Origin of the sequence: Stieleria magnilauensis (genome assembly GCA_007753675.1) — a bacterium.
GTDB lineage: Bacteria > Planctomycetota > Planctomycetia > Pirellulales > Pirellulaceae > Stieleria > Stieleria magnilauensis.
Genome location: CP036432.1, coordinates 2,995,511 through 3,018,551, shown reverse-complemented (window position 1 = coordinate 3,018,551; position 23,041 = coordinate 2,995,511). Strand labels below are relative to the sequence as shown.

Genomic DNA, 23,041 nt, shown 5'->3' with positions numbered 1-23,041 from the left:
TCCTTCGTTCGCTGCCGCGTTCCCGGCGGACGTCAATCGTATATCAGTGGCTCGGCTTGCGCCCTGTCGCGACCAAAGGACAACCCGCTTGGTGCCAAAGTCGGTGGCATTGGCGCGGGCGTTCGGGTTCCACTCTTGGGTGAATCACGCTCGTTGATCGGGATTGGGCTAGAGTCGACCTGCGCCCTTTTGGCCCTCGGCAATTGTGGCTCACGGGCTGCCTGCGATTGCGCGTGTTTTGGTATCATCTAGCAAACCGCGTGGCGGAACGGGCGGTCTCGATTCACTTGGGCAGAATAGAAACGAAACCGATTCGGTCGATGTTCGTTCCGCTAGCTCGGTGATCGCCGCGGTTGGGCGATGGCGTAGTAAACGTTCAACAAGCAGTTAGGAAAGCAACCTTGCGGTCCACAATCTTTTTGTTTCTGTCATTCGAAAGACTCGAAAAATGCGCAGCGAACAACTGAACCATTCTTTTCTTGAGTATCCAGTACGATTGCTACTTTACCGGCTGATTGTGTCGGTGACGATTGTGGTGTCGAGCGGTGCCGCGTTGTCTGTGGCGGACGAGCCGATCGACATCGGCTCGCGAAGAGAACTGTTCGTGGACGATTTGCTGATCGATCGCACAGACAGCGTGGACTTGAGACTGCAGCGTCCCGTGAAAGCCCCGAGGCCCCAATCACCGCTGCCAAAGGGAGCCTACGCCACGGTCATTAGGGACAGCGACGAACATGGCGTTCTTTTTCGAGCCTACTGGCGCGGATACGATCCGGCGTTCCAAGGTGAAAGGGAATCAGGCGACGGTGGAGAGCTGGTTTGCTACGGCGAGAGCCGCGACGGCCACGAGTGGGCGTTTCCGAAGCCCGGTCTTCATGAAGTCAACGGGACTCGTGAGAACAATGTGATCCTGGCCAAGATGCCTTCGCTGCTGCACAACTTCAGTCCTTTTCTCGACACACGTCCCAACTGTCCCGGCAGCGAGCGTTACAAAGCCCTCGCCGGTCATCCCGGACCCGGCAACAAACGCGGCAAGTCCAAGCCGGGGATCGGACTGTTCGCATTTTATTCAAGCGACGGCATCCACTGGTCGAAGCAGGGCGAGGTCATTCCGTATCGCGATGAGTGGCGTCACGCTTTCGATTCCCAAAACGTTTCGTTCTGGTCCGAAGCGGAGCAGCAATATGTCTGTTACTTCCGGACATGGACTGCCGACGAGGGGCTTCGCAGCATCAGTCGCACGACATCGGCAGACTTCAAGACGTGGACCGCACCCGTCGAGATGAACCCGAATCGCCCCGGCGAGCATCTCTACACCAATCAGACGCATCCCTACTTTCGCGCGCCTCACATCTATGTCGCGATGCCGACACGTTACGTTCCTGGCAGAGGGGACTCCGCCGCGTCGAAGGATCACAACAACGCGACCGATGTGCTGCTGATGACTTCACGAGCCGGCACCACCCGCTACGATCGCATGTTTGGGGAAGCATTCATTCGACCGGGACTTGATCCAACCGCATGGTTGAACCGTGCCAATTATGTCGCGCTGAATGTCGTGCCGACTTCGCCGACGGCGATGTCGATCTATCATCGCAGTGGCGATCGCTACGTTCTGCGGACCGATGGATTCGCGTCAGTTCATGCGGGAGCCCAGCCGGGCAGTCTCTTGACTCGTCCGGTCCGATTTTCCGGCGACAGCCTGCACCTCAATCTCAGCACGAGTGCAGGCGGCCAGGTGCGAGTTGAGATCCAAACCGTCGACGGCAGTCCGGTACCAAACTTTCGTCTCGATGACTGCTTGCCGATCTACGGCGACGAAATTGATCGTCCAGTGAGATGGAAAGGGGATCCGGATCTCGAGTCACTCGCAAGTCGGCCGGTTCGACTGTACTTCGAGTTGCAGGAATGCGATCTGTATTCGATTCAGTTTCAGCGACAGCAATAGCTGCGTGAATGGCCGTCAACAGATTATGCCGTTGGTACCATTCTGTTTCGAACGCAGTATTCGAGTTCTCTCAATCACCTTGGGAAGGTGATGCGGGGCACGCGAGAGGATCACCGGAGGGTAACATTTTCTTGTCACCCATTTTCCTGTCGCCCGTTCCTGCCACAGTCCCGGCCCGTTTTTCTGTCATCAGCGGGCGCTGGCTCAGTGAGCCGCCGAAAGCCTAAGTACCAACGGCTGACCACTCGACAGGATCGAGAGCCGACGGTCAAGAAACGACAAAACCCCGCAAAACACAAGGTTTCACGGGGTTTGTCGGTAGTCGGGATGACAAGATTCGAACTTGCGACCTCTGCACCCCCAGTGAACGAGCGACCGGAAAAAATCCGCTAAATTGCGGGGCGAATCACGACGATGCCGAACGGTTGCACCACACGTTGCACCAAATAGTGATTTCCGAGAAACGGAATGCGTCCAAATTGGTCGCTGATATCATGCAAGAGGCATTGTCAGACGAAGTGTTCAGACAGGTATTCGAACGGATGTCGCGTTACGTACAATCGATTTCCGTGGGATAGTATGTGAACACGAGATGACGGTTGAGCCGTTCCAATGTCTGAAAAACGTAATATTGTTCCGCCGCCCGTAGAGTGGGACGGCGGTGAAGTTGAGCCCCCATCGGTTATCTCCGAATCGCAGACCGTCATGGATAATCGCTTGACGCCAGTGATTGACGTCAGTGGTCGGCGAAATGTCGTTCGCAGACAGCGACCTCGTCAGATGCAATGGAACTTGCGATCGACGGGGGTGGCCCTATTGGCGGTAGTCTTTCTAGGCATGATGTATGCCTCACAACGTTCATCGATCCAAGTTGCGATGAGTAATGCCACCTGGCATAAGGCTCACACATACGACCATGACTTCATTTGTGTAACGGTAAATGTGTCGAACCGTTCACGAGAAACAATTAAAGAGTGTTTTTTCGTGATTGAGCAAATCCAGCCTGGTCGCGAAGTCCCGCACAAATCGTCAATCGTATACGCCGATATTTCAGGCGGAATCGAACCGGGTGAGACAAGAACTGTGAAAGCCTGTTGCCGCTGGCTCGAAGTGTTCGATGTAAGCTACCGTGGGCTACGCCCCAATCATGTTGTTCGCGTTTCAATAACGGGAGGCGAAACGATCAATCGATCATTTGAAGTGGATGAAGCCATGACTGCGAAAGCAGTATCAAATCCAGCTCCAAGAATAGATCCAGAAATGGCCGATTTTTTTGGGATCAAAGCCGATTAGCGATGAGGCAATATTACCACCGATTGTTCTGAACATGAGAGATTTCCGTGTTGGTAAGAAGAAGAGAGTTTAGCGATTTCTGGGGCCTCGCTACTCAGCAGGCGATTTGGAATTGCACGAATTGCACGCCCGAGTGGTATTCCAATGAGACACTTCGATGAATCCGAAGTCTTGGCAGCGATCAAAGGTACCGGCGGTATCTTGCGGTCAATTGCCGCCAACCTTGGCTGTGACCGAACGACAATCGGTCGTTGGCGTGATCGGTCCAAGGTTGTCGCTGATGCTATCGAAGATGAGCGTCAATCAAGCCTTGATGCTGCGGAAAGTCAGCTGATCGGGGCTGTAAACGCCGGTGACTCGTGGGCGATTAAATTCTTCCTTTCCACGCAAGGGAGGAATCGCGGCTATGACTCGCGAGCCAAGGAACCCCCTGACACTTTATCCAGCCAAGTTGCCATCTACTTGCCAGACAATGGGAGAGGACTGCCTGATGCTGCTGGAAAAGAGGTCCGAGCGGAACAAACTGCGATAGAATGACCACTACCAGCAGACGCTAGTGGAACCGAGAACTGCGAAAGACCAAGGCTTCCGCCAAGAGCCTTAGAGCCCTTGGGGGCGGATTTCTCCCTATCACGGCTTCCGATTTGGAATTGCTGCGGCGAGCGATCGTAGGCGAGTTGGAAGGCGAAATCTAGTCGCCCGAAGTGCGACGGCTGCTATCCGTAGCACACAGATACTTGGCGATGGAAAACGCGAGTTTTTATGGACAGAAGATCGGGTAGCCGTTTGATCCCCGGCAGACGATTCATGCGGGCGAGTTGGTTTTCACTTGCCTACCACGGCCGGCAACGATCGGCCCATACGAAAGGCAAGTGAGACATGGCAATGGAACCGCGTGCACATCTGGATGAGCAAATAACTGCGCTGAATGATTTGGGGCACGCGGCCCAGCGGGCTTACATGGCGACGGCTGTACTTCCGAAGATGGCCCGAGGTGGCGACATGGTATCTGTTGCTGCGTTCCTGGCCAAGCTCACTGTCGTGCAACGCAAGAACCTGGATGAATGCTTGGACCGTGCAGAACACTGGTTGGGGCGAACGAATCCTGTGTATGTGCCGATTCCGGCGGCGGAAGGAGAGCGAGATTCGGCCTGCTTGGGTGCTTCCGCATTACTGCAACAATTGGCCGTGCTGGCGGGAATCGACGCCGAAGCAGGTGAACCTTTGCCTGTCGATGAAGATGAGTTAGCGCGAGCCCTGGTGGCGAAGTGGCAAAACCGCACACCGGATTGGCTGCTTTCTGCGCCAGTGGATGAGTTGCAACACTTGGCCGACGTAGCGAAGCAAGAAACCTACGCGGCAATCAAGCGGCTGACGGATCAATTTTACACAGCGGCATTCGCGCAACGTGATGGGATCATCGAGGCCAGCAATGAAACAGGTGTCGATGACGGATCGCTCGAACTAGCCGACCGCAAAGCCGAACAGACTACCGAAGTTTCGACACCCACAAGTGACGATGATTTGCCGAGGTCAACGCGGGCGAATCAACCATCTCGTCTCAAAGCGAGATCCGCCTATCATTACGCGATGAAACGGATACCCGATGCCAACACGATGACCGCCCCCGAATTGTTCGATGCAATTTTGAACGATGGCGAAGCTGCGCAAATGCTGCCGCCGAACGCCGACACGTTCCGCCGGTATTTGAATGACTGCGGTATCCGGTTGAAGAAAAGCGGTCCAAAGGCTGCCGGCGGTTCGGTTGTTCGGTGGTCCGATTTGTAGGAATCGGACCAAATCGGACTGCCTCGAAAGTTTCTTGTTTTTTCTTCGCTCCGCAAAAGACGGTGTTTCCGCGATCCTGGTCTGCGGTCCGGTGGTCCGTTTTGTGGTCTAGGTATGGCGAACGCTGACAGTCACAAGGCGTGACGGTGTTTGCCTGACACCTGACCACAGGGACAGACAATGCCACAACAAACCGCAAACGCCGATGCGATCGCTGGCGGTCGCGGGCGGGCAATGTTGTCAGTTGACGACATCGCGAAAGACTATCTCGGTTGTTCGTCGCGACACGTTCGCCGGCTCGCCGATGCCGGCCGGATGCCCAGGCCGATCAAACTTGGCTCGCTGGTCCGTTGGCCGCGTTCGGTCATCGAACAATGGATCGCTGATGGCTGCCCCAATGTTCGCAACGTCGCGAAAGGGGGCCGACGATGAGCGCCGACGAAGAGCAACGATGGTATGCCCAGGCGTTCGCAATCTTTCGAGGAATGCTTCGCAAGGGGAAACCGGTCGCGTTTGAAGATGCGATCCGGCCGATTGAAACGCCGGACGGGTTTGACCGTCGCGGCTTTGGGTGGATTCCCGCCGCGATGCACCGCGACGGTGAAATCGTGCCGGCTGGCTTTCGCGAAAGCGTGAACGCTCGGCATCATTGCGGAGTGAAGCGGCTTTGGGTGTTGGCAACCGCCAAGAAAAAAGGGGCTGCCGATGCCTGAACACCAACAACCCCGAAAGCGTCAAGCCGAGTATAGCGGACGTGAATTGGTCCGCGACGTGAAAGCCGCTGCCCGTGGGCGGTGGTCCGATTTGCTTCAATCAGCCGGGATGTCGGCTGATTGTTTGAACGGTCGCGGGCGACCTTGCCCGAAGTGTGGCGGTGAAGATCGCTACAACGCCGCAAGCGACGTGAACGATACCGGGGCGGTGTTCTGCCGGCATTGCTTCAACAAGTCGTCACGGATCAAACCCGGCGACGGTATCGCAAGCGTGGCTTGGTTGATGGATTCCGGCAATGGCGAAGCGGTGCGATGGCTTGCCGACCGGCTCGGGTTGGTTTGCGATGCGGATGGGAACGCAAAGCCCGCCGAAACCGTGGACATCATAACGGCGGTTTGCCGCGACAAGCGAATGCCGATTGATGCGTTCAAATTGTTCGGCGTGAAGGAAGCGACACGGGGACGTGAACGCTACCCCGTGGCTCGGGTCGATGTTTACAACGAAGCCGGCTCGGTTCATTCCTATTTCGACCTATGGCCCGGTGGCAAAGGGAAATGCAAACACGGCAAGGGCAACGCCGGCATATTCTTTCCCGGTCGTTTGCCCGCCGACGGTGAAACGTGGCTTTTGGTTGAAGGCGTGAAGGATGCCGCCGTGTTGGTTGGACTCGGGTACAATGCCGCCGGAATGCCGACGAACAAACTTGCGACGAAGTATGCTCGGCTGTTTACGGGCGTTGATGTTGTGGTTGTTCCTGATTTGGATTTGGCGGGCGTTCGCGGTGCAGACTATACCGCCGGCGGTCTCTCGGGTATTGCGGCAACGGTCGCGGTCGCTCGATTGCCCGGCATCGTGAAGGACAAACACGGCGACGATGTTCGCGACGTGTTGCGGAAGCCGGACGGCGAGACGCTAGTTCACGATGCAATCCGCGAAGCGGCAACGTGGGAACCAAAGCCGGACGACAACGAAGCCGATGAACGGCCCGAGGTCATTGTGACGATGAACGAAGCCGCTGTGACTGACGAAGTGGTCCGTTGGCTTGGTCGGCTCGGTTGGGATAGCCCGTGGATCAAGGCAGACCGCCGCGACCGGGTGCGGGTGTTCGTTCGCGGTGGCGTGCTGGTTCATGCCGTGGAAAGCGACGACATCGACGCGGACGGGCGTTTAACCGTTCGGGATTTGCCGCCGTGCTTGATTCGCGAACGTATCACGCAAGCGTGTTCGTTGATGGTTGAAAAGGAATCCGAAGATGACATCGACATCGTTCCCGTTCGTCCGCCGGGTTGGTTGATTGATGCGGTTTTCAGGCGTGGAACATACGGCGGTGCAGTGCGTCCTTTGGCGGGCGTTGTGCAATCCCCAACGATTCGCGTCGATGGTTCGATTGTGCAATCGCCGGGATACGATCTGCAAACGGGTTTGATCTTTCGCCCATCGGTCGCATTCCCGAACGTGCCGGACAATCCGACGAAGGATGACGCGGCAAAGGCGATCGCGGATTTGCTGGAAGTGTTGGCAGACTTCCCCATCTTTGAAGATGCCGACCGCTCGGCATGGCTGGCAATGGTCCTTTCGATGATTGGCCGATCTTGCATTGACGGCTATGTTCCGTTGTTCGCGGTGACGGCGAACATTCGCGGGGCCGGCAAGTCGCTTTTGGTCGATGCGGCAACGTTGATCGCATACGGGCATCGTGCCGGCCGAAAGGCGTTCACCCGTAATGACGATGAAATGCGGAAAGTCATCACGGCGGTTGCGTTGGCAGCAATGCCAAGCGTTCTATTCGACAACTTGGACATACAACTAGGCGGGGCGGCTCTTGATGCTGCGATCACTTCGTCAACTTGGTCCGATAGGGTGCTTGGTCAATCTCGAATGACGGGCGACCTTCCGATGCGGACGGTTTGGTCGGCGACGGGAAACAACATGGCTTTCGGCTCGGACGTGGGCCGGCGTGTTCTTCCGATCCGGTTGCAATCGCCACTCGAAACGCCGGAAGATCGAAGCGGCTTTCGGCATCCTGATTTGCTTTCGTGGATCGAAACGGAACGGCCGCGATTGGCGGTCGCGGCTTTGACCATCCTGCGGGCCTACTTCGTTGCGGGCTGCCCGTCGCAAGCCGGCGGGGATTGGGGATCGTTTGAACGCTGGTCGGCGGTGGTCCGTGGCTCGATTGTTTGGGCTGGCGGTGCTGATCCGCTACCGACGCGGGCTACGGCTCTTGCGGGCGATGACACCGCCGCATTGCTCGGTAAGCTGATTGTAGGAATCGAAACGGCCGATTTTTCGGGCGTGGGTTTGACGACGAAAGAAATCGAACGAAAGACGTTTGGCACCCAGGCCGACGACGCGGACCACGAAGCGTTGGCCGAAGCGGTATTCGAGATTTGCGGCGAACGGTTCAACGGTCGCAAGTTTGGCCGGCGTGTTCGCGGATTCGCGGGGCGAGTGTGGCAGGGGCGGTTTATTGAAGCCGATTCGGCCCGTGGCGGGGTTGCTCGATGGCGGGTTCGGCGTGCCGATGGTGGGTTTGGTGGGTTTGGAGGGTCAAATCCACCCCGCGAAGATTCGGACGCGAAGTGTTCACCGAACAAACCGACCGCCGGGGATGGTGGGAAACCGGATCGACACACCGAACACGATTCAGGGCGACCGGAAACAAACCCACCTAACCAACCAAACCCACCCGGTGCCCTTTTCGGGGACGGCTTGGGCGACATTCCCGCGACCGGATCGGCGGTGGAATTATGAACGCCGCCGCGATAGTCGCGAAATTATCCGCAATGGGCGTTTCAGTGGTCGGCGTGCCGCCGGATCGGATCCGATTGACCGTACAAACCGGCGACGTGCCGGCCGAAGCGGTCGCGTTTGCTCGGGACCACAAGCCCGCATTGACTGGATATCTACGGCCGAACTGCCGGCCGCACAACAACCCAGCGAACTACATCGACAAGCCCGCATCAAATCGGCCCGGCTGGATTCGTTCAACGTGCCGTGTTTGCGGTAGATTTGTTGGGTATCGCCAAGTGAATTGATTCAGCCGGTTTTCTGACAAGACACTTCTGTAATCGTTGCAAAGAATGTTCAAGGCACTATTGAGATTGTTTTCCGTTCCCGCCGATAGCAGTGCGTTTCTGAACCCATGGGATCGGAACGAACAGGGTTTTACAGCGTTCGATATCGAAGTCGTGGGAGTTGAATATCGCGGAGACAACCTAACGCGAATTGTTCGGACGATCCCATCGACGGTAGCGGACGTAGGCGGCATTCGGATTACGAGTCGAGTGGTTGGGAAACGGCGTGAAGATCGTGAACACTCACCAAAAAAAACTGCGAGACTTGTATCTGAACCCCACAACGCCCACGACAGGAACGCAATTCGAGTCGAGATACACGGGCTGCACATTGGTTATTTGAAACGGAAAACCGCTGCACACATAACCGAGGTAGCGAGACTGCGGGGGCACGACGGGATAGACATTCATTGCCCATGTCTCATTGAATTTGATGCGAGAGGCTGTGCCTTGTTTGTCGACGTTGGAAATCAGTTACTGTTTCAAGATCCCTTTTATGTTAAGCGTTGGCCATTCGAATTCTATGTCATGGATCCGAATCGTACTTTGCCAAGCGAATTCCGGAACGTCGGGACCTCAGTCAACTTTTGGGCAAGACCATCACAGCCCTGGCTGATTCATGTCTATGTGCAGGGCGGTGTTGATGGCGATTCCCTGCTCGGATACGTGCCGACCGATTTGGCGCCAACAATTCGAAGGCGTATTGCGTTGAACGAACCACTAACCGGAAGTCTGCTGGCAATCGAAGGTGGCAGTTTTCGAATCAGTGCGAGCAATCAGGGCGATGATTGATCTTCAACCTCTGGTATGATGCGGAATGCGGCGGCTAGGGTAGCTCCCGAAACCCGGCATCACCACCGGTTGCCGTCGCTCTTTCAATTCAATTGGTGAACGTGAAAAGGTGAAACACGATGGGAACTTTGATTCGTAAAGTCGTCACCCGGTCGATGCCGGCGGACGCAAAGATTGTGACCCGCAAGGGCGTGCGGGTCGCCCAGTGGAAAGACCGCTCGGGCAAGAAACGAACGGCCGAAGTGACCGAGGGTCGCGACGGTTCGTTGCGGATCAAGACCGAGGCGGCGACGTGGACGGCAAAGTATCGCGACGGTGAAGGCGTGGTGCGGGAAGTCTCGACAGGATGCCGTGACAAACAGGCGGCGGCGGCTGTACTGAAAGACCTGACGACGCAAGCCGATAAAGTCGCGGCGGGGATCCTATCGCCGACGGATGTTGAAATTGCGGATTGGCAAGCGGTCCCGCTGTCTGTCCACATTACGGACTACATCGAATCGTTGAAGGAACGCAAGCTAAACGCCGAACGCGTCAAGACAAGCGAAACCTACCTGAACGCCGACGCGGCGGGTTGCCGTTTCAAAATGTTGCGGGACTTGGACGCGGCCAAACTTCGAAAGCACCTGAACGCGGACAAGTCGATGTCGGCGGCAACCTACAATTGGCACTCGAAGTTGTGGACCGCGTTTGGCTGGTGGCTTTGCGGCAAACGGCTTGACGGCAACCGGCCGATGATGACCGGTGAAAAGCGGCTTGCGTCAAACCCGTTCGACGGATTCGGGACGAAGGACGAACAAGCCGACCGCAAGCGACAGGCTCGGGCACTGACCGAGGCGGAATTGACGCGGTTGTTGGACGCGACACGCAAACGACCATTGACCGAGGCAATGACGATTCGCACTGGTCCCGACAAAGGGTTGCCGGTCGCGAAAGTCTCGGAACACCGAATCCCGAAATTGCAACGACTCGGGCGTGAAAGGGCACTGATTTACAAAACGCTGGTCCTGACCGGTCTGCGGGCGAACGAATTGCGGACGCTGGAATGTCGCGACCTTTCGTTCGGCGATGTTCCGTTCGTCTCCTTGCGTCACAGCAACGAGAAAAGCCGCAAAGGCTCGACGGTGCCCCTGCGGTCGGACTTGGCCGCTGATTTGCGAGAATGGATTAAGGGACGCGAACCGGGCGACCGGGTGTTCGCGGTCCCGAAAGGCATTCTGCGGATTCTGGACCGCGATTTGAAAGCGGCCGGCATCGACAAAAAAGATTCGGACGGGTTTGTGGTCCACGTTCACGCATTGCGTCATTCGTTTGGGACCCACCTATCGAAAGCCGGGGTTGCCCCCAGGGTCGCCCAAGCGGCAATGCGTCACAGCAACATTAACCTGACGATGAACACCTACACGGACGCTCGATTGCTGGACACGGCTGAGGCGGTCGAACGCTTGCCGTCGCTTCCAATCGCGAAAGACCCGCCGCGAACGGTTGCACCACTGGTTGCACCTAAGACAGGAAACCAGGGTAAACCGGGGTCCATTGCTGACCGCTCGACAGGTTCGATAGCCGACGGTCAAGAAACGACAAAACCCCGCAAAACGCTAGGTTTGACGGGGTTTGTCGGTAGTCGGGATGACAAGATTCGAACTTGCGACCTCTGCACCCCCAGTGCAGCGCTCTAACCAGGCTGAGCCACATCCCGCTTCGGTGCGATAGGGTAACGAAGACTGTTTTTGTTTTCTAGTCCGGAAAGAACTGCTGCGCGAGCACTTTTTCTCGTGCGGTCGCATGGGGCTGCGGTGCAGCTGGTTCGTCCAAGACAGTTGCTGGAGTTGGAGGCGTCGCAGACGTTGCTGCGGTTTGGCGATTTCCGCCATTCGCCGCGGAAATCGAAGCTGTTGGCGGTGTGTCGTTGGAGTCGGGGCACGCGGGGGAATTTGCAGCGAGTGCGGGGCTCAGGCACTGCTCGCTACAAGAACGCACCGAGGCCCGTAGGCTCGCGCCAAACGGCTGATTGGATCATCCTACCGTTGGTGAGTTCCGCTGCCGCAGGGCCGGGTGATGGAGGGTTCGGTGTGGCGGGGCATCACGCTGTGATGAGCGGAAACCCTCCTCTCGCTGCGCTCGACCCTCCCGCACACGGGAGGGTGACGCTTTCACACGGTGCGTTTGGGGTGGGCGGTGGCGTCGGCTGCCAGCGGTGGTTTCGCTTCGGCCGAGTTTGGGGCACACTCTTGGCCGACCCCCGCACTTTCCACGGAGTACCCCAGCACCATGTCTTTTGCGACTCGATTGGCCGACGCGGTTCGGCGGACACGCAGCGTCACCTGCGTCGGACTGGATCCCCGCAAAGCCTCCCTGCCCGCCCCGCTTCGCGATGCCGTTGCCAACGACCGGCCCGAGGAATGGGCGGCGGCCTACACCCAGTTTTGCTGCGAAATCATCGATGTCGTCGGCGATCGCGTGCCCTGCGTGAAACCGCAAGCGGCGTTTTTCGAGCAGCTCGGTCCGGCCGGAATGATCTCCCTGGGCGAGGTCGTCGCGTACGCCCGCTCGAAAAACCTGCTGGTCATCCTGGACGGCAAACGCAACGACATCGGCAGCACCGCGACCGCTTATGCCGATGCCTACCTGGGGGCCGAGAGCCCTTGGGGCAGCGATTCGCTGACGGTCAGCCCCTATCTGGGGCGTGATAGCATTGAGCCGTTCGTCGACGTATGTGATCAGCGGGACGCCGGGATTTTCGTGCTCGTGAAAACGTCCAATCCCGGCGGCGGGCTGCTGCAGAACCGCCAAACGGATGGTCAGACCGTGTTTCAATGCGTCGCCGAGTTGTTGACGGAGTTGAACGCGAGCCGCCAAAACGCGGAGGGATATGGGCCGTTGGGGGCCGTGGTTGGAGCGACGTATCCGCAAGAACTGGCGGAAATGCGGGCGGCGCTGCCCCACAGCTGGATTCTGATCCCGGGCTTCGGCGCCCAGGGCGGAGCAGCCGACGACGTGAAGGTCGGCTTTCACGAGGGGGGGATGGGCGCGGTGGTCAACAGCTCGCGGCACATCATTTTCGCTCATGCCCGGCCTGAATATGCCGATAAGTTCGGGGATGCACGCTGGCATGACGCTGTCGCGGCGGCGACGGAGCAGATGAACGCCCAATTGGATCTGGTGAAGTAGCCAAATCCAGGTGATTTTGGTGTTTTCGCGGTTCGAACCCTCTTCCGAACCCGAGCCTCAGTTGCTACCTTTCGCGGTTCTTCGTCGACTGACAGCGTGAGCAACAGTGGCGTGAAAACAAAATGACCCCCAGCAAATGATGGAATCATGGGCAACAAGATGAAGACCCATAAGGGTATCAAAAAACGCTTTCGCTTGTCCGCGACGGGCAAGGCGATGCACCGCCAAAGTGGTACCAGCCACTTGGCAAACGGCTTGACCAAGAAACGTCGACGAAACCTTCGCGGGACCACCGCGGTGGACACCTGCATGGAAAAATCCATCCAGGCTTCGCTCAACGGCTACAGCAACTAACGACCGAATTTCACCCATTTGGATAGGCGAAACATCGACGCAACTTTTTGACGTCGGGGCCTGATTCAAAACAATCTGAAAGGAATGCACCCATGCGTGCGACCAAAGGTGCCGCCCGTCGGCAATCGAAAAAACGTCTCTTCAAACGCGCCAAAGGCTATGTCGGTGGACGCGGAACGTTGACCCGCTCGGTCAAAGAAACGTTGCTCCGCAGTGGCGCGTACGCTTTCCGCGATCGCCGCGTGCGAAAACGCGATTTCCGCCGACTCTGGATCACCCGTCTCAACGCCGCGACCCGCCTGCACGGGCTGCGTTACAGCGAGTTCATCCACGGGCTGAAGAAAGCCGGGATTGAGTTGGATCGCAAGACGTTGTCGGAAATGGCCATTCACGACGAAGCCGGTTTCAAGGCCGTCGTCGACAAGGTCAAAGAAGCGTTGGCAGCGTAGGCTCCGGCCGCGGTTTCCGCCAAGCGTTCAAGCTATGTCTCTGCAAAACTTTCTCTCCGCCCTCGATTCTCTGCAATCCGAGGCGATCGCGACCCTTGATGCTGCCTCCGATGCGGAGGCGTTCGAGGCTGCGCGGGTCAAGTACGTGGGCCAAAAGAAAGGCGCACTGAAAGACATTCAAAAGCAAATGGGCAGCGTCGCGGCCGACGACCGCAAGTCGGCCGGCATGCGGCTCAACGAGGTCAAACAGGCGATCGAAAAAGCGGTCGCCGAAGCCCAGTCACGGATTTCCGGCGGCGGCGAGAGCGGGGCCGACCCGACGTTTGATCCGACGTTGCCCGGAGTGCGGCCGACGATCGGGCACGTCCATCCGATCACGCAAACGATCACCCACCTGACCGAGATCATGGGGCGGATGGGTTTTGAAGCCGCCGAAGGGCCGGAGGTCGAAGACCCGCACCATAACTTCGTCGCGCTCAATATTCCTGAAGACCACCCGGCACGTGATCCGCTGGATAATTTTTATCTGGCGACCGCGGCCACGGGGGCGGAGAAGCGGAACGTCGAAGGCACACGATTGCTGCGGAGCCAAACCAGCACGGTTCAGATTCGCGTGATGGCCAACCGCAAGCCGCCGATTCGCGTGATCTCGCTCGGCCGCGTCTACCGTCCCGACGATCCCGACGCAACTCACTTTCCGATGTTCCATCAGATGGAAGGGTTGCTCGTCGACACGAACGTGACGATGGCCAACTTGAAAACCGTGTTGCGCGTCTTCGCGACCAACTACCTTGGCGGCGATGTCGAGATTCGATTTCGGCCGTCGTTCTTTCCGTTCACCGAGCCCAGCGTCGAAGTCGACTTTTTGTGGGACGGCAACTGGATCGAATTCGGTGGCGCCGGGATGGTCGATCCCAACGTCTTTCGGGCCGTCGGGTACGATCCCGAAGAGGTCTCGGGATTCGCGTTCGGCCTGGGCGTCGAACGATTGTGCATGCGTCGTCACGGGATCAAGGATATCCGTGATCTGTACAGCGGCGACATGCGATTTCTGTCACAGTTTTAATTCAGTTCCGAGTTCCAGGTTCCAGGTTTCGAGTTGCGATTCCTGAGTGACATGGAACGTGAAACCTGGAACCCCCAACCAGACCATGCTTGTTTCCTGGAAATGGCTCTCCCGCTATGTCGATCTACCGGCCGATCGTGAACAGCTGGAAACGCGGCTCAGTCTGAGCGGATTGAATCACGAGGGGACCGAAACGCCGTCAGAGAATCCGGCGCTGTCGCCCGATGACGTTTGCATCGACTTGGAAGTCACCAGCAACCGTGGTGATTGTTTGGGGCACCTCGGCGTCGCGCGTGAGATTTCGGTGCTCTACAACACCGAACTGCGTGTTCCGTCACCGACGCTCGAAACTTCCAAGACGGACGTCCGGTCATTGCTGAGTGTTGAAAATGAATTCACCGAAGCGTGTCCACGATACACCGCGCGTGTGATTCAGGGGGTCAAGGTCGGCCCCAGCCCGGATTGGATGCAGGCCGCGCTGGCCAGCATCGGGATCGGAGTGGTCAACAACGTCGTCGACGCGACCAATTACGTGCTGATGGAATGTGGTCAGCCGCTGCATGCGTTTGACTACGCCAACATCGCCGACAAGAAAATCGTCGTGCGGCCCGCGCGGGCGAAAGAATCCATCACGGCGATCGATCACCGACAATACGAACTCGATCCTTCGATGTGCGTGATCGCCGATGCCCAAGCGGCCTCTGCGGTTGCCGGGGTGATGGGAGGCGCCGATTCGGAAGTGACCGAGTCGACCAAGGACGTGGTGATCGAATCGGCGATTTTTAGTCCGCTGTCGGTCCGTCGGACGGCGCGGAAACTGAAACTGCACAGCCCTTCGTCGTTCCGTTTCGAACGTCGCGTCGATCCGGTCGGCGTGGAATGGGCCAGCCGGCGCGTTTGTCAGTTGATCGTCGAATCCGCCGGCGGCACCGTCGCCGAAGGGATTATCGACACCGCACCGGAAATCGAACAGCGGCCTCCGATCGTGTTGCGTCTGTCGCAACTGGAACGCATCCTCGGCATCACCATCGACTCCATCGAAGTCGAGCGAATTCTGACGGCACTCGGCTGCCAGAGTGATGCAAAAATCTCGACCGGTTCCGGAGCGTTCCGCGCACCTTCCTGGCGTCATGACTTGACCCGCGAAGCCGACTTGATCGAAGAGGTCGCTCGGATTCACGGGTATGACAAGATCCCTGAAGACAGTCCGATCCCGGTCGCTCCGAGCAGTAAACGGACGTTCGATTCGGCGACGGAAAAGATTCGCGGCGTGTTGACCGCTGCGGGGTTAAGCGAAGCCATGACGCCCAGCGTGGTGACGTCAAAGCTGGACAAGGCGCTTTCGCCGTGGACCGAGCGACCGGCTTTGAGCACCCAAACGGCGATGCTGAAAGGCGCCAAACGGCTCCGTCGCACGCTGTTGCCGAGTCTGATCGAAGCGCGTGCCAACAACTGGGCGTCGGCATCGATCGAAGCGGACTTGTTTGAAATCGCACACCTGTACCTGCCCGGGAAGTCGGACGAGGACTTGCCGGAAGAACTGTACGCGGTCGCGATGGTGTGCGGCGGCGATTTCTTTTCTGCCAAAGGCGTCATCGAGTCGTTGTGTGAACGATTGGGCGCGCGACAAACCCTGTCGGTCCAGCCGGTCGATTCACCCGGTTTTGTCGCCGGCCAATTGGTCCGCCTGTCGCTCGGAGAAACGTCACTGGGGTATTTGGGTGTGGTTGCCCCCAAGACGTTGAAGCAATGGAAGTTGCCCGGCCCCGTGATTGTCGCTGAACTGTCGATCCCCGCGCTGCTTGCGGACGCCGAATTGGTGCCACAGCAACAGATCGTCAGCATGTTCCCTTCGGTGGAACGCGATTTGAACTTTGTGATGTCCGAATCGGTGCGTTGGAACGAACTGGAGAACGTGGTCCGGTCGGCTGTCGGCCAGCAACTCAAATCGGTCACCTACCGCGAGACCTATCGGGATCCGGAAAAGGACGGCAAGGACCGCAAGCGGGTGCTGTTGTCGGTGCAGTTGCAAAGTGACGAGACGACACTGAGCGGCGACGATGCCGACGCGTTGGTTCAAAGCGTCATCGGCGCTTGCAAGAAGAAACTCGACGCAGAGTTGTTGGGTTGAGATGCCCATAGAAATCTTTGCGTATTGCACGCACCGCGATCCGCCGGAGCCGGAGTTTCCCCACGAGCCGGTCTTCGTCCGCAACGAATCGACACCGGGGTTCGTCGAACACCTGATGAAACTGGTACAGGACCTGTTCGAATCCGGTCAAGGACAGATCAGCCAGACGTTGTATGCCGTCTGCCGGCACTTGCAACGAACCAACATGCTGGTGGCATTCAAAGTGGACGGGGAACACGTCGAAGCGATCGCGCCGTGGGCCTGGCAGTCCAATGCGATTTTGTTTTTGCCCGATCGCACGATACGTGACCCCAACGGCGCGGTGTTGCACGATCCGACGGCGGAACAGCCCGACCCGAACGCTCAGCTGCCGTTTTTGCCCGATGCACGGCAACGAAAAGCCCAATCGGAAATCGAGCTGAGAAACCGATTGATCGACACGCCCGAGGCGTTGCCGCCGGTGATCAGCGAGTGGGAAGTCACGCTGCGTTCGGCCGATGAAGTCGTTTGGCGGATGTTGGCGCTGTTCGTCGTCGCGGTCCGGGCCGAATCACTCTCCAGCGGCAAACCGATCCCGATCGCGGCCTTGCGGGAGAAGTCACCGTTGGCGTTCCAGGCGTTGTCGCCGTGGGAAACCGCGTTTCTGGAAAACGCATCGCCGTCAGAATCCGACGTTTCCGCGGCCGGTTGGCGGTATGAAGCGCTGGCGACGCTGCAGTGGGCATTGGGGATGAGCCCGACGCTTCCGTTTCCCGATGCGATTTGTGATGTCCCAGAAGTCGCCCGTCAAATGATTGCGATGCCGGCGCGTCAAATGATCGAATCGGCGACGTTGCGACCGACCGGCGAGATTCTCGATGCCTTGGACCTGAACTTTCGCTTGTTGTGGGCAGCCCGAGACGCGGCGACGCGACAAACCGAACCGCCTGCCGGGATCGAGGGTGGCGTGATCGCAGAGCGGCAGCATGCCCTCAATTGGCTGACGTTTTTCGAGAACGCGGAATGGGATGAGGTCGATATTCCGAGTTCGTAGGTGGTTAGCTGTTGGCTGATGATTTGTTGGGTCGAGTGGTTTTGGTGGATTGAATTTCGATTCGGTTCATCGTCCCGTTGGGAAGTTGTTCAGAATTCGGTGTCACCCTCCCATGTGGAGGTCGTGCCGTTTTTAAGTCGCTGATCACAAAGGGTTTTCGTCACTCTTCCCCTGGGCACTGGTCTCTACACATCTTTTGCATGTCAGATCTGTTCTGAGTGGATGGCTTCGGCCAACGGCCGTTTACATCCATAGCCTTGGGCATCGCCCAAGGTCCGCAAACGAGAACGAGAGCGATTGGCCAACGGCCATACACAAATGCCTCGTCAAACGCGAAGGTTGTGCATGGCCGTTGGCCAAATTAAACCTCATTGCGATGGTGTTCCTGGGGCGGCGCAACCCTCGCAAATGCTCGGTTTGCTTGCCCCAGGCTATGGATATGCATGCCCTTTGGGCAAAAAGCGACTTGTGTAGATACCTATGCCCGTGTGGAGGGGAGGGTTTTCGCTGCCCCGCACCCACCGATGCCAACAACGGTGCCGAAGCCCCCGTCCCGCGTCGTCGCAAACTCCTCCGCGACCCTCCCAGGGGACATCGATTGTATAAGTGTCGGGTTTGACTATAGCGCGAGGCGCCCAGACTTTTACAGCGTGGGCCCTCTCTGGCATTTGCTTGCTGCGCAAACGCCGTCTCTCCCGGAGGGAGAGAATCTAAACTGGTTGCGGAAAGCTGCCGTAATACAATCGACGGCCCGGCAGGAGGGTGAATCAGCGTTTCGCCGTGAAAGACGACGGGCCGACCTCGATTCCGATCGAGTCAGCAGATTTGCGATTTGGGATCTTGTCGGGCTCTCCTTTCTTGGGGAGGCTTGCCATACAATGATCGATCCAGTTGGGTCCAGTCCGGCGGCACGGCGATTTCAGCAACCCCCTTTTGATGTCCATGAGCGAATTAAAACGCGAGCTTTACCCGCCGGAGGAATTCGACGATTTGGCAGGGATCGATGCGGAAGGGGATCCCGACTCGGGCAAACCGCTCTCTCGGAAAGATTTTCGACGCCAAAAACGAAAACGTCGCCGCAAGGTGATGTTGGCCGTCTTGCCGACCATGCTGACGCTGGGCAACGGCGTCTGCGGTTTGGGGGCGATCGCCGTGGCTATCAGCGGCCCGGAGTTGGATTGGCCGCTGGAACAGAAACTGTTTGCGTCGGGAATGTTGATTTTTGGCGGGATGCTGTTCGACGCACTCGACGGATCGGCGGCGCGGATGACGGGTCAGGAGACCGAGTTCGGCGCTCAGCTGGACAGTTTGTGCGACGCGGTCACGTTCGGAACCGCTCCGGCGGTGATCATCTGGCGGATCACCGATGCGTTGCCTCAGCGGTTTCTCTGGGCCGCCGGGGTGCTGTTCACCTTGTGCGTGTTGATTCGCCTGGCCCGTTTCAACGTGGAGACGGGCGAAGACGATTCGCATGAGACGTTCGAAGGGCTGCCCAGCCCGGCGGCTGCGGGAACGTTGGCCGCGTTTGCGATCGCCATGCCGGACTTAAAAGATCTGGCGAGCAACAAGATCTACCACGAATACATCCAAGTCGTTGCCAACGCTGCGCTGGTCGCTTCGCACTACTTCATCCCGGCGCTTGCCGGCGTCTTGGCATACCTGATGGTATCTCGATTCCAGTATCCCCACCTCGTTGCCCAGTGGATGAAGGGCCGTCGCACGACGCACCAGATTGGACAAGCGATGTTTGCCGTCGGCGGCGTCTTTCTGTTGCACTGGCTGGCGCTGCCGATCGCGTTTTGTTACTTCGCGTTTGCCGCACCGCTGCGATCGTTGATCCGTTCGCGTAAGAGTGCGGTCAGCCCGAGCGAGTGAACGCGGTCTGGCACGCGGATCAAAACGACGTGGGCAAGGGTGGCAGTGTTCCCGCTGCCGGATCGGGCTCGGCGGTGACGGACCATTTGTCAGACCCGACGGCTTGGTAGGTGATTCGGTAGAGCACCGTCTGGAATCCATCGTGGTGCGAGTATTGATACGAGACGCTGCTGTCGGTCGGGTTTCCGGTTTCGATCCGTTGGCAAGCGATTGCGAGCACGGTGGTCGGCCCGCGTGACCGGGCTTCGCTGCGTAATCTGGCTTGTTCAATTCTCAGCGACGCGGCGAGTTGGCGCGCATGCACCGCCGCCATGCCGGTGGTTGTCAGAATCAGCAGCATCACCACCAACATGGCATATCCGCGTCTTCGACTGGGAGGGCGTCGATGCGTCATGGTCTAGATGTTGGGGGTGTTGAAGACGTAGGTTTCGGTGATCGCGCCGAGTTGGAACGCAAGTGTGATTCGCAGTTCGTTACCGATCACTTCGAAATTGACCGAGTCGACCAGTTGTGCGACCACGTTGGTCCGTCCATTTTCCAAGTCTGAGCGAATCAGTTGTCCGTCGGTTTCGAAGTAGAGGATGACGCGATCGGGTGAAATCCAATCGGCCGATCCGTCCAGATCCGAATCGAAACAAAGTCGCAGTTCATCGGCGGTAGGGATCATGCTGTCGACCAGGCGCCAGCGGTTCCGGTCGCCGGTCGGGCTGTCCGGATCATTGCCGCCGAAATCACGTCGGAACGCTTCGATCGCCAACCTCGCTTCGCCCGCGATCCTGGTCCGGGCGATGTTGTCGGCCATGTTGCGAGTCATGTCCATCGTCACACCGGCCGCCACCATGGCGATCATCGCGGCCATCACGGACCCGATCGTGACCTCCAACAAGCTCATGCCGTTGCGGCGTCGTTGAAAGCGTGGTGGGGAGTTGCTTGTCATCAATCCAGCTCCACCGTGACTGTGGCGCCGCCACCGATCGTCGTCGTGACGGGCGTGATGACTTCGACCGACCGACGACATCGCAGCATCACGGCATCGGCGATCAACCAATCGCCCGAACGGGGCCAGCCGTAGAGCAGTACGTGAACGGTGCTATTGCTAAATGTGTAGACACCCAACCGTTCCCACCATTTTCCGGCGTAGTCGAAGTCATGTTCGATTGCTCGTTGGTCGACGTACACGGGTGCCGCCCACCCGCCATTGAAGACATAGTGTGGGACGGCGGATCCGAACTGTCCGGGGTACGATTTCTTCTTTTCCGGCACGAACGTGAACACTTCGTAGTCGCCTGGGGGAACGCCATAAAAGGAGAACAGAGCGTACGATCCGACGGAGGTGGGGGTTTGAATCTCATGGACGGTTGATTGATGATCGCCCGGGTGTCCGCCGTATTCTTCCCAATCGTCTCCTCCGGAGGCTCTGTAGGTGTAGAACCCGCTGCTGTCCTCGTTGTCGCGGATTTCCAGAAAGCCTTCATTGAGCGGGTAGTTGGGAACGGGCGCCGCGACGGCATCGGTTGTGATGTCGGCGTAGACGCCAAATTTTTTCATCCATGCCGCTTCCGAAGGGCTGCCGCCGGTGACGGGATTGATCGAGGCGATTTCGTCAGCGGGAAGCATTTGTCCCAGCCGTGCCGTCTGGCGTGATTGGATCACCGACAGGCTGTACAGTCCGCTGATGCCGATCGACAGCAGCACCATCGCCACTTGGACTTCCAAGTAGGTTGATCCGCGTCGGCTGGCTCGGGTGCGTCCGAATTGACTCATCGCTGCCTGCCTCAGAACCCGGGTGAGATGGTGGGGCTTTCGCCGAGGACGGGGTTGAATCTGCCCTCGACGTCTCCGGTGATCTGACCGGTTTCGTCGATCTGAAAATCACCGCTCCAGGCTCCGTTGAAAACGGGATTGCCGGCGCCGTTAAAACTTCGCCGCCGGGCCTGGGCGGTGAATCCGGCGGCATCGGCGGCGGTGATCGAAAACTCATAGCGCGGCGATGCGTTGAGCAATTCGTTGTCGACCAGTTCGTCGTCGATCAGCTCCTGCAGCGTGGTGGCGTAGGTGCGGTTTTCTAGCCAATAGAATCGCTGTGCCGAAGCGATCGAGCGGAGACTCGCGCCGGCAAGATCCGCGTGCGACTGTTCCATCGTTTGGACGACGCTGGGGGCGGCGAAAGTTAACAAGACTGCCAGGATCGTCATCGTGACGATAACTTCGATCAGCGAGAACGCGTGGCGTTTGGGTTTCCGGTTGCGGGTCATTTGACGTTCCCCGCCATTTCGAACATCGGGATGTAGATCGCCAGCATCACGACGCTGATCACGGCCCCCATGACCATGATGATCGCCGGTTCGGCCAGCTTGGTGACCCGCGACATGAACGCTTGTGTCTTTTCGCGATAGTACGGCGCGATCTCTTCCATCACCCGGCCCAGTTGTGCCGATTCTTCGCCGACCCGCACGGCGTTGACCATCATGGACGTGAACAGCCCTGATTCTTCCAGGCCATCGGCGAGACTTCGACCGGCAGCCATCCGGTTTTTGGCGTACTCGATGGCTTCGCGGTACGGCGGTTGGGCGGCAAACACGTCGGCCACGGTTTGCATGGTTTCCAACATCGGGACGCCGCTTTTGAGCAACAGTGCCAGGTTGGACGCGAACCGATACATCGACGACTGGATGACCAGATCGCCGACGACGGGGATCGCGACCATGACACTGATCGAGCGCCGGCGGCCGGCTTCGGTGTTGAGCCAACGTTTGAAAAAGTAGCCGCCGACGCAGAAGCCCGCGACGATGTACAAGCCATACGCGGCGACTTGATCGCTGATGTCCAACACGAAGACCGTGATGCCGGGCAATTCCGCACCCATCTCTTTGAACATGTCACCGAAAGTCGGGACGACGAACCAGAGCATCGCGAACACGACCAGGACGGCGACAAAGATCAACACGCAGGGATAGATCATCGAACCGATGAATTTGCTGCGCGTGTCGGCGGCTTCGCGGATTTGGCGATTCAAATCCACCAAGACCTCATCGAGTTTCCCCGTCGCTTCACCGGTCGCGATCATCGCGACCCAGTGCATGGGGAACATGTCGGTGGTCGCTTCGATCGCCGTATGAAGCGGCATTCCCGACGCGACCCGTTCGGCGACCTCTTCCATCACCGCTTGCAGCGTCTTGCTTTGGTTTTGTTCGGCGGACACGTGCAAGGCGCGCAGCAGCGGGGTCCCGGAGGCGAGCAGCGATCCGAGTTGCTGGAAGAACGTCATCTTGTCGTCCAGGCTGGCGCGTCCGTGCTGCTTTGCAGAGACTCGTGCGCGAGACAAGAACCAGGCGTCGAGAGACATGGCAAGT

At 58.2% G+C, this 23,041-nt stretch carries 20 protein-coding genes, 1 tRNA gene and 2 pseudogenes; 17 read left to right on the top strand and 6 right to left on the bottom strand.

Translation table 11 applies throughout. The features are described 5' to 3' along the window. The first annotated feature begins 448 nt into the window (after nt 1-448). From TBK1r_RS10770 to TBK1r_RS10730, 10 genes and pseudogenes are all read left to right on the top strand, one after another. Nucleotides 449-1,948: a glycoside hydrolase family protein gene (locus TBK1r_RS10770; RefSeq protein ID WP_145209967.1), complete on the top strand. Its 1,500-nt coding sequence runs from the start codon at nt 449-451 to the stop codon at nt 1,946-1,948. Between the two features lie 612 nt (nt 1,949-2,560). Continuing rightward, a complete protein-coding gene (locus tag TBK1r_RS10765; protein ID WP_145209964.1) occupies nt 2,561-3,241 on the top strand; it encodes a hypothetical protein in 681 nt (226 codons plus the stop codon). A gap of 144 nt (nt 3,242-3,385) precedes the next feature. Further along, complete coding sequence (locus tag TBK1r_RS10760) at nt 3,386-3,778, top strand: hypothetical protein (RefSeq protein ID WP_145209960.1); 393 nt, start codon at nt 3,386-3,388, stop codon at nt 3,776-3,778. 348 nt (nt 3,779-4,126) lie between these two features. Further along, the gene (locus TBK1r_RS10755; RefSeq protein ID WP_145209957.1) at nt 4,127-5,029 is read left to right on the top strand and encodes a hypothetical protein; all 903 of its coding nucleotides are present in this window, start codon (nt 4,127-4,129) and stop codon (nt 5,027-5,029) included. Nucleotides 5,030-5,209: 180 nt separating this feature from the next. Beyond that, nucleotides 5,210-5,461 (top strand): helix-turn-helix transcriptional regulator, encoded by a 252-nt coding sequence (locus TBK1r_RS10750; RefSeq protein WP_145209954.1) that lies wholly within the window; start codon nt 5,210-5,212, stop codon nt 5,459-5,461. After that, complete coding sequence (locus tag TBK1r_RS10745) at nt 5,458-5,742, top strand: hypothetical protein (protein ID WP_145209951.1); 285 nt, start codon at nt 5,458-5,460, stop codon at nt 5,740-5,742. The genes TBK1r_RS10750 and TBK1r_RS10745 overlap by 4 nt, the downstream gene beginning before the upstream one ends. After that, a complete protein-coding gene (locus TBK1r_RS10740) occupies nt 5,735-8,497 on the top strand; it encodes a primase-helicase zinc-binding domain-containing protein (protein WP_145209948.1) in 2,763 nt (920 codons plus the stop codon). Before TBK1r_RS10745 ends, TBK1r_RS10740 begins: the two co-directional genes overlap by 8 nt. Nucleotides 8,498-8,826: 329 nt before the next feature. Continuing rightward, a pseudogene (locus TBK1r_RS38505) lies at nt 8,827-9,183 on the top strand (HIRAN domain-containing protein); the annotation flags it as partial. An 87-nt stretch (nt 9,184-9,270) separates the two neighbouring features. Beyond that, nucleotides 9,271-9,612, top strand: a complete 342-nt coding sequence (locus TBK1r_RS38500) for a hypothetical protein (protein WP_419581632.1) — start codon at nt 9,271-9,273, stop codon at nt 9,610-9,612. A gap of 119 nt (nt 9,613-9,731) precedes the next feature. Further along, a pseudogene (locus tag TBK1r_RS10730) lies at nt 9,732-10,961 on the top strand (tyrosine-type recombinase/integrase); the annotation flags it as partial. Between the two features lie 272 nt (nt 10,962-11,233). On the opposite strand, the gene TBK1r_RS10725 reads toward TBK1r_RS10730, so the two are convergent. Continuing rightward, nucleotides 11,234-11,308: transfer RNA gene (locus tag TBK1r_RS10725), tRNA-Pro, on the bottom strand. A 572-nt stretch (nt 11,309-11,880) separates the two neighbouring features. Here TBK1r_RS10725 and pyrF point away from each other — a divergent pair. From pyrF to TBK1r_RS10690, 7 genes are all read left to right on the top strand, one after another. After that, entirely contained in the window at nt 11,881-12,780 is a 900-nt protein-coding gene (gene pyrF / locus TBK1r_RS10720) for an orotidine-5'-phosphate decarboxylase (protein WP_145209942.1), read from the top strand. 147 nt (nt 12,781-12,927) lie between these two features. Further along, nucleotides 12,928-13,134 carry a 50S ribosomal protein L35 gene (rpmI, locus tag TBK1r_RS10715; protein WP_095742399.1) on the top strand — a complete coding sequence of 69 codons (207 nt, stop codon included), beginning with the start codon at nt 12,928-12,930 and terminating at the stop codon, nt 13,132-13,134. A 92-nt stretch (nt 13,135-13,226) separates the two neighbouring features. Next, entirely contained in the window at nt 13,227-13,583 is a 357-nt protein-coding gene (gene rplT, locus TBK1r_RS10710; RefSeq protein ID WP_145209939.1) for a 50S ribosomal protein L20, read from the top strand. A gap of 34 nt (nt 13,584-13,617) precedes the next feature. Further along, entirely contained in the window at nt 13,618-14,649 is a 1,032-nt protein-coding gene (gene pheS / locus TBK1r_RS10705) for a phenylalanine--tRNA ligase subunit alpha (RefSeq protein ID WP_145209934.1), read from the top strand. Nucleotides 14,650-14,734: 85 nt separating this feature from the next. Beyond that, nucleotides 14,735-16,780, top strand: a complete 2,046-nt coding sequence (pheT, locus tag TBK1r_RS10700) for a phenylalanine--tRNA ligase subunit beta (RefSeq protein WP_145209931.1) — start codon at nt 14,735-14,737, stop codon at nt 16,778-16,780. Between the two features lies 1 nt (nt 16,781). Further along, nucleotides 16,782-17,813 (top strand): DUF4272 domain-containing protein, encoded by a 1,032-nt coding sequence (locus tag TBK1r_RS10695; protein ID WP_419581208.1) that lies wholly within the window; start codon nt 16,782-16,784, stop codon nt 17,811-17,813. Between the two features lie 942 nt (nt 17,814-18,755). Continuing rightward, nucleotides 18,756-19,688, top strand: coding sequence for a CDP-alcohol phosphatidyltransferase family protein (locus tag TBK1r_RS10690; protein WP_145209924.1), 933 nt, complete (start codon nt 18,756-18,758; stop codon nt 19,686-19,688). A 19-nt stretch (nt 19,689-19,707) separates the two neighbouring features. Here the strand turns inward: TBK1r_RS10690 and TBK1r_RS10685 are convergent, their stop codons facing one another. The 5 genes from TBK1r_RS10685 to TBK1r_RS10665 are packed head-to-tail and all read right to left on the bottom strand — an operon-like array spanning nt 19,708 to nt 23,034. After that, nucleotides 19,708-20,082 (bottom strand): hypothetical protein, encoded by a 375-nt coding sequence (locus tag TBK1r_RS10685; RefSeq protein ID WP_145209920.1) that lies wholly within the window; start codon nt 20,080-20,082, stop codon nt 19,708-19,710. A 3-nt stretch (nt 20,083-20,085) separates the two neighbouring features. Next, nucleotides 20,086-20,625: a hypothetical protein gene (locus tag TBK1r_RS10680; RefSeq protein ID WP_145209917.1), complete on the bottom strand. Its 540-nt coding sequence runs from the start codon at nt 20,623-20,625 to the stop codon at nt 20,086-20,088. Then, nucleotides 20,625-21,452 (bottom strand): carbohydrate-binding protein, encoded by an 828-nt coding sequence (locus TBK1r_RS10675; protein WP_145209914.1) that lies wholly within the window; start codon nt 21,450-21,452, stop codon nt 20,625-20,627. Before TBK1r_RS10675 ends, TBK1r_RS10680 begins: the two co-directional genes overlap by 1 nt. A gap of 11 nt (nt 21,453-21,463) precedes the next feature. Next, entirely contained in the window at nt 21,464-21,943 is a 480-nt protein-coding gene (locus tag TBK1r_RS10670; RefSeq protein WP_145209911.1) for a type IV pilin protein, read from the bottom strand. Beyond that, nucleotides 21,940-23,034, bottom strand: a complete 1,095-nt coding sequence (locus TBK1r_RS10665) for a type II secretion system F family protein (RefSeq protein WP_145209908.1) — start codon at nt 23,032-23,034, stop codon at nt 21,940-21,942. Before TBK1r_RS10665 ends, TBK1r_RS10670 begins: the two co-directional genes overlap by 4 nt. Between the last annotated feature and the right edge of the window lie 7 nt (nt 23,035-23,041).